Origin of the sequence: Acinetobacter sp. UBA2063, from assembly GCF_002333245.1 — a bacterium.
GTDB classification, from domain to species: domain Bacteria; phylum Pseudomonadota; class Gammaproteobacteria; order Pseudomonadales; family Moraxellaceae; genus Acinetobacter; species Acinetobacter parvus.
The window spans coordinates 8,219-8,926 of the sequence record NZ_DDAH01000232.1 but is presented as its reverse complement, the minus strand read 5'-3'; the positions used below and the strand labels follow the sequence as shown (position 1 = coordinate 8,926).

Annotated in this window: 2 protein-coding genes; both read left to right on the top strand. The window is 48.0% G+C overall.

The window, feature by feature from the left end:
• Window positions 1–172 (top strand): citrate/2-methylcitrate synthase (locus B4H32_RS10970; RefSeq protein ID WP_286803067.1); only part of this gene is annotated, 172 nt, incomplete at its 5' end.
• The coding region (locus tag B4H32_RS10965; protein ID WP_286803065.1) for an aconitase family protein at window positions 172–708 on the top strand (537 nt) is incomplete at its 3' end. The genes B4H32_RS10970 and B4H32_RS10965, both read left to right, overlap by 1 nt.

Here is a 708-nt window from a genome sequence, read left to right as displayed (position 1 = left end):
CTTGATGGGTGTTCCAACGGCAATGTTCACTCCATTATTCGTGATTGCACGTACCGCAGGTTGGTCAGCACACGTGATTGAACAACGTCAAGACGGTAAGATCATTCGCCCTAGCGCGAACTACACTGGCCCTGAAAACCTAGAATTCAAACCATTGGCGGAGCGTGGTTAATGACAAATCAATACCGTAAACCGCTGCCAAATTATCAAGGCGATACCCAGCTCGAATATTATGACGTGCGCCAAGCCGTTGAAGATATTCAGCCAGGCGCATATGAAACTTTGCCATACACCTCGAAAGTGTTGGCAGAACAGCTTGTGCGTAAAGCCGATGCAGAAAACCTAACTGCCTATTTAACCCAATTGATCGAACGCCGTCAGGACATGGATTTTCCTTGGTATCCTGCGCGCGTGGTATGTCATGACATCTTAGGTCAAACGGCATTGGTTGACCTTGCGGGCTTGCGTGATGCGATTGCAGATAAAGGCGGTGATCCATCTAAAGTCAATCCAGTGGTTCCAACGCAGTTGATCGTGGATCACTCTTTGGCAGTTGAATATGGTGGCTTTGATCCTGACGCGTTTGAGAAAAACCGTGCAGTAGAAGATCGTCGTAACGAAGACCGTTTCCACTTTATCGAGTGGACGAAAACCGCATTTAAAAATGTCGACGTAATCCCTGCGGGTAACGGCATCATGCACCAGATC